This window comes from Brevundimonas sp. AAP58 (assembly GCF_001295975.1).
Classification (GTDB): domain Bacteria; phylum Pseudomonadota; class Alphaproteobacteria; order Caulobacterales; family Caulobacteraceae; genus Brevundimonas.
This window is the reverse complement of sequence record NZ_LJHU01000118.1, coordinates 1-4,563: the sequence shown is the minus strand read 5'-3', so window position 1 is coordinate 4,563 and position 4,563 is coordinate 1. Positions and strand designations below refer to the sequence as shown.

Here is a 4,563-nt window from a genome sequence, read left to right as displayed (position 1 = left end):
CAGGCTGATCGGCCGTCCGTTGGCGTCGGTTACGGCGTGCAGCTTGGTGTTCATACCGCCTTTCGTGCGTCCAATGAGCCGCCCGAGACCCCCTTTTTTGCCCGCAGGCTCGAAGCCGTGCGGTGCGCTTTGAGATAGGTCGCATCGATCATCACGGTGCGCCGTTCGGCGTTGCCACCTGCCAGGCCCTCCATCATCCGGAAGAAGACGCCCGCGTCGCTCCACCGCTTCCAGCGATTGTAGAGCGTCTTGTGAGGACCGTAGGCCGCCGGCGCGTCGCGCCAGCGAAGGCCGTTGCGATTGACAAAGATGATCCCGCTCAGGACGCGGCGATCATCTACCCTGGGCCTGCCGTGGCTCTTCGGGAAACAGGGTTCCAGCCGAGCCATCTGCTCGTCCGTCAGCCAAAACAGGTCATTCATGATCCAGACTCCTCAGGAGCCTGAATCAGATCGCGCGCCTTACATCAATGGGTCCTGACCCTAGCGGCCAAAAGTGAGGCTGGAAAAGATTGTCTCGAAATCGCCGCGAGGGTCATCCAGTAGCGGTTTCGTCCAGACCACATTGACGAGCCAGGGACCAGCAGTAGGGATGTCGAAGACAACGCGGCCAAACGCGTCGGTCAGCCCCGCCGCCGTCGCCTGCTCGTCGGCGGAAAGATCGATCAGTTCGACCTGGGCATCCTCAAGGATGCGCCCCTCGTAATGGACCACGAACCCCTGCGGTCCGCCATCGTTTGCATAGGGGTTGCGGTCGGGCACGATCTCCAGCGTGAGGCCGATGGGCGTCGTGGCGATCGCCTCGTCCTGGACGCTGGGTCCGCCCGAGAGCACGAGCGCCTTGGCCCGTCGGCTGTAGATCTCGCGGCCCGGGCGGTCTGACGTCCCCGCCCGGCGTCGGGCCTCGATCGCCGGTGTCAGCCCCTCTTCGCGCAAATAGGCTTCGAAGCGGTCGGCCGGCAACTCGCTGGTCGTCGGCGAGGTCTCCAGCGCCAGAGCGTGCAATCCGCCTGCCGCGAAGGACAGATCGCCTTGTCCACCCTGGCGCATCACGCCGTCGAGCCCAACGACGCCCTCCGCGCCCGTGGCCGTCAATCTGACGATGCGACGGATGTCCGCATCCCAGAGTTCGCGCGCCTCGCCGTGACCCACATAAAGCGACACCGTCACGCGAGAGCCAGTCTCGACCCGATAGGCGGAGGGTTGGATCCAGAAGTCGTGAGCGGTCGCCGACGATGCGAGGACGCCGGAGATGAGGGCGGCAAGGATCAGGCGCATTATGGTTTTCCTCAAGGATCAGATCTGTGGCGGCGTCCGATCATCGTAGAAGACCGGTCAGATGGGTCAGCCTTCGGTGGGTGAAGAGGCGGCGCGCCCCGACCGGCGCGCCGCCGTTTCGATGCCGGGTCGTCGGTCCCTGCTCAGGGCACGTCGAGCGGATCAGTGGTGATGCTGGCCGGGATCACGTCGGCCGACATTGGCTCCCGAGGGTCGCTGTTTGCGCTGGCGCGGAAGCTGAGCGCGAATCCCGTGCCGAACCGCTCGGCACCCATGGCGGGCGGCGACTGGGGCGGGGGGCCTATGATCGCCCCGTCGCCGCCGTCCGAACATCCTGCGGCCAGGGCCGAGCCGCCGATCAGAACGCTGGCTGCTGTGATCTGGCGAGTCAGGTTACGGCCCATCACTGACCTCCCCGCGGCGAACCGCGAAGCGGCGTGTTCAGATAGGGGAAGCGGTTCTGGAGCTCGCGCGCATTGATCGGGGCGCCATCCGTGAACTGAACGTTCCCGACCGGCGCGTTGGAGGTCTGGCACAGGCCCAGCGCGGTCTGCACGCCGTTGATCGGCACGGGGTGGCACAGGCGGCCCATAGCGACCCGCAGTGTGATGTCGACCGTATCATCTCCCGGTCGACGTCCGTTCGGATAGCCCGCCAGGTCGTCGCCGATGACTCCAAAGGTGCTCTGGGTCGCCTGGGGCGTCGGCGCGATGTTGGTGTTTAGCCGCATGATCTCCGCAGGCCGGACCGTCGACTGCTGATTGAGCGTCTGGATGCCCGTCAGGAAGGTCGCGACCAGGTCGTTGCGCGGGAAGTTGTCGGGCGCCAAGTCCGGAATGTTGGTTCCCAGCGTCTGGTTGACCGGACCACGGAACAGGGCGTTCAGGATGGCGGGGAAGGTCGGATTGGTCACGAAGTCAGCCAGGGCGGCGTCGCCGGTCGGCTCGGTCGCGTTGAATAGGTCCTTCGATGGCAGGCCGATGACTAGTTCATTCACCAGAGGATGCGACAGGCGGGAGACCTGGACGAAGGCACCGCCGTCGACGGTGGGATCGGTGTAGTTCGGCGTGGGATCGCGCAGCGTCGCCTGAGGAAGGCTGGCGGTAGTCCAGCCGCCGATGACGCCGTTTCCGGAGCCGACCAGGCAGGATATCGGCACCTCGATAGCAATCGAGGTGACATTCAGCTTGCCCACCAGATCATCGTTGGCGCGGCTCTGGCGGATGCCGCCGGGGAAGCCGGCGGTATCATTGGCACCGGGCGCGCTGGCACCCTCAATCGGGACGTAGTTCACCAGGTCGAACGACGGCCCCAAATTGACCGCGAAGGCCTCAGCGCGCTGACCCACGAAGACACGACCCATCCCGTTGCAGCCCGGGATGTTGGCGTTGGAGATGAAGCTATCGGCGTAGGCGGCGTAGTTGGGGAAGGTCTTGCCGCCGATGTTATCGACGGGCTTGGCGAAGGACTGGCCGCCGTTCTCGTGGGTCACCAACTGACGCGTACCAGTGCGCCGGTCGCCGCGGATGACGTTCAACGTATAGGATTCCAGCTCGCCCTGGTTTGGATCGTTGGAGGTGTCAATCGGCCCGATGGCCCGGAGCGGGATCGGCAGAGTGCGACCGCCGATGTTTAGCGTGATCCCGGTGTTGTTTCTAAGCGTATTGTTGAACTGAAACTGAAAGGTGATGTCTTCCTGAGCGTCGCCGTTGTTATCAACATGGATCTCGTAGATCGCGTCAGGGTCCATCGTGAAGTAGTTGGGACCGTAGCCCGGGCCCTGCAACGGCTGATAGTTGGCGATCAGAGTCACGAAACCGGCGCGGCCCGGTTCGTAGCTGCGGAACATATAGAAGTCCGTCCCGTCGACCTTGGGGCTTTCTGTGATCGCGGGAGCCTCGCGGTGACTAGAAGGCAGGGCGTTTGGGCTGGTCGCGGACAGCAGTGCGCACAATGCGCCTCCCGCCGTCCCAAGGCGCAGTGCATTTTTCATCGTGGCAATCCTTGTTTCGGGCGAAGATATCGGTCGAAGCGCAAGGCCGGTATTTTGCGGTTCTATGCGCTTTGTAGAGACGCTTGCCGCTTACGGGCGGATGCAACGGCGTCGAAAAAAGTCGGCAAGGCGGCGGGAATGCGGCGCAGTGTCGTTGGTCAACGCGCCCGGAACACCATAGGCGGCACCCCGCTGGTGGGATCAGCGAGCTCGGCCCAGCGCCATGATCCCGAGCCCAGCACGAGGACGATCGCGGATCGTGCCTGATCCGCTACGACTACGAAGCGGGGACCGTCGATCTTGGCGTCGCGGCAAATCGGCGATGCTTCGGACACGGCCTCAAGGACGACTTCACGGACGTTGGTCAGGATCGCCTGGTTTCGCTCTTCGCCTGTCGTGATCCAGTCCCCGTCCCAAAGGTGGATCGCCCGTGCGACAGACGCCGCGTCTCTCGGCATGGACATTAGCGCGGCGGTCAACCGCGGTTGCTCGGCAACCTTCAGGGCTATGGTTTCTGTGACGTTACAATCGCCATTCGCCGAAAGGGAAACAGCAGCTTGGGCGTCGAGCGAGCCGGCTATTATCTGAGGCGCGGCAAGCCGGCTCTCCTCGAGACCGACCAGTGCGAGCACTATACCTAGAACGTCCTCCGACGCCGGGTCGACCGTCGAACTTTCTGCGGGCGCCGGGGGTCGAGCGGGACCAACTGGCTCAATGGGCTCGGCGGGCTGGGGCGGCTGTCGCGTCTTAACCGTGTCCGGACGAACTGGAGCGGGATCCGACTCGGATGTCCGAACCGGTTCGACCCGTGTTGCGGCTTGAAAAGCCCGCCCGCCCGCGGGGGCGGAAAGCGTCAGCTCGATCACCGGGGGAGCATCGCCTCCGAAGGGCGGATTCGGGCGGCCAAGCCAGACGCCGATCACCATGTGCGTGAGCACCACAAACCCTACGATCGCGGCGTTTTTTCGAAACGAATGGGACTCGTGAAGTCGCCAAAGGCTTACCGGCCGATGTTTCGAGACAGCATCAACACGACTCCGCCACCGCCGCAAAAAGCGTTGCCGACGTTCGGTCAACCTACGGCCAAGTGCTGAGTTTTCATAGCCCATGGTAAAGCTACGCGAGACAGTTCAAGACAGACGCAAGCGGTGAAGTTGTGGTCCTCACGCCCAAAGCAGTGCTATCCGTGCTGTCGATTTAACCGCGACAAGTCGCGAGCGCCCCACCCTGCCTGAAATCATGCAACGGCGGCGGCCCACGCGGCCGCCCGCCTCGACGCGGAAGCGGCGAAGA

At 64.0% G+C, this 4,563-nt stretch carries 4 protein-coding genes and 1 pseudogene; all 5 read right to left on the bottom strand.

All coding sequences use genetic code 11. The features are described 5' to 3' along the window. Window positions 1–422 (bottom strand): annotated as a pseudogene (locus tag IP78_RS13865) (IS5 family transposase); the annotation flags it as partial. 60 nt (window positions 423–482) lie between these two features. Beyond that, window positions 483–1,277: a DUF4198 domain-containing protein gene (locus IP78_RS13860; RefSeq protein ID WP_082385137.1), complete on the bottom strand. Its 795-nt coding sequence runs from the start codon at window positions 1,275–1,277 to the stop codon at window positions 483–485. Between the two features lie 143 nt (window positions 1,278–1,420). Further along, window positions 1,421–1,681 carry a hypothetical protein gene (locus IP78_RS13855; protein WP_054112254.1) on the bottom strand — a complete coding sequence of 87 codons (261 nt, stop codon included), beginning with the start codon at window positions 1,679–1,681 and terminating at the stop codon, window positions 1,421–1,423. Continuing rightward, window positions 1,681–3,231, bottom strand: a complete 1,551-nt coding sequence (locus tag IP78_RS13850; RefSeq protein ID WP_231681021.1) for a DUF4331 domain-containing protein — start codon at window positions 3,229–3,231, stop codon at window positions 1,681–1,683. The genes IP78_RS13855 and IP78_RS13850 overlap by 1 nt, the downstream gene beginning before the upstream one ends. Window positions 3,232–3,428: 197 nt before the next feature. Then, window positions 3,429–3,749, bottom strand: a complete 321-nt coding sequence (locus tag IP78_RS13845; RefSeq protein WP_156320434.1) for a hypothetical protein — start codon at window positions 3,747–3,749, stop codon at window positions 3,429–3,431. Window positions 3,750–4,563 lie beyond the last annotated feature (814 nt).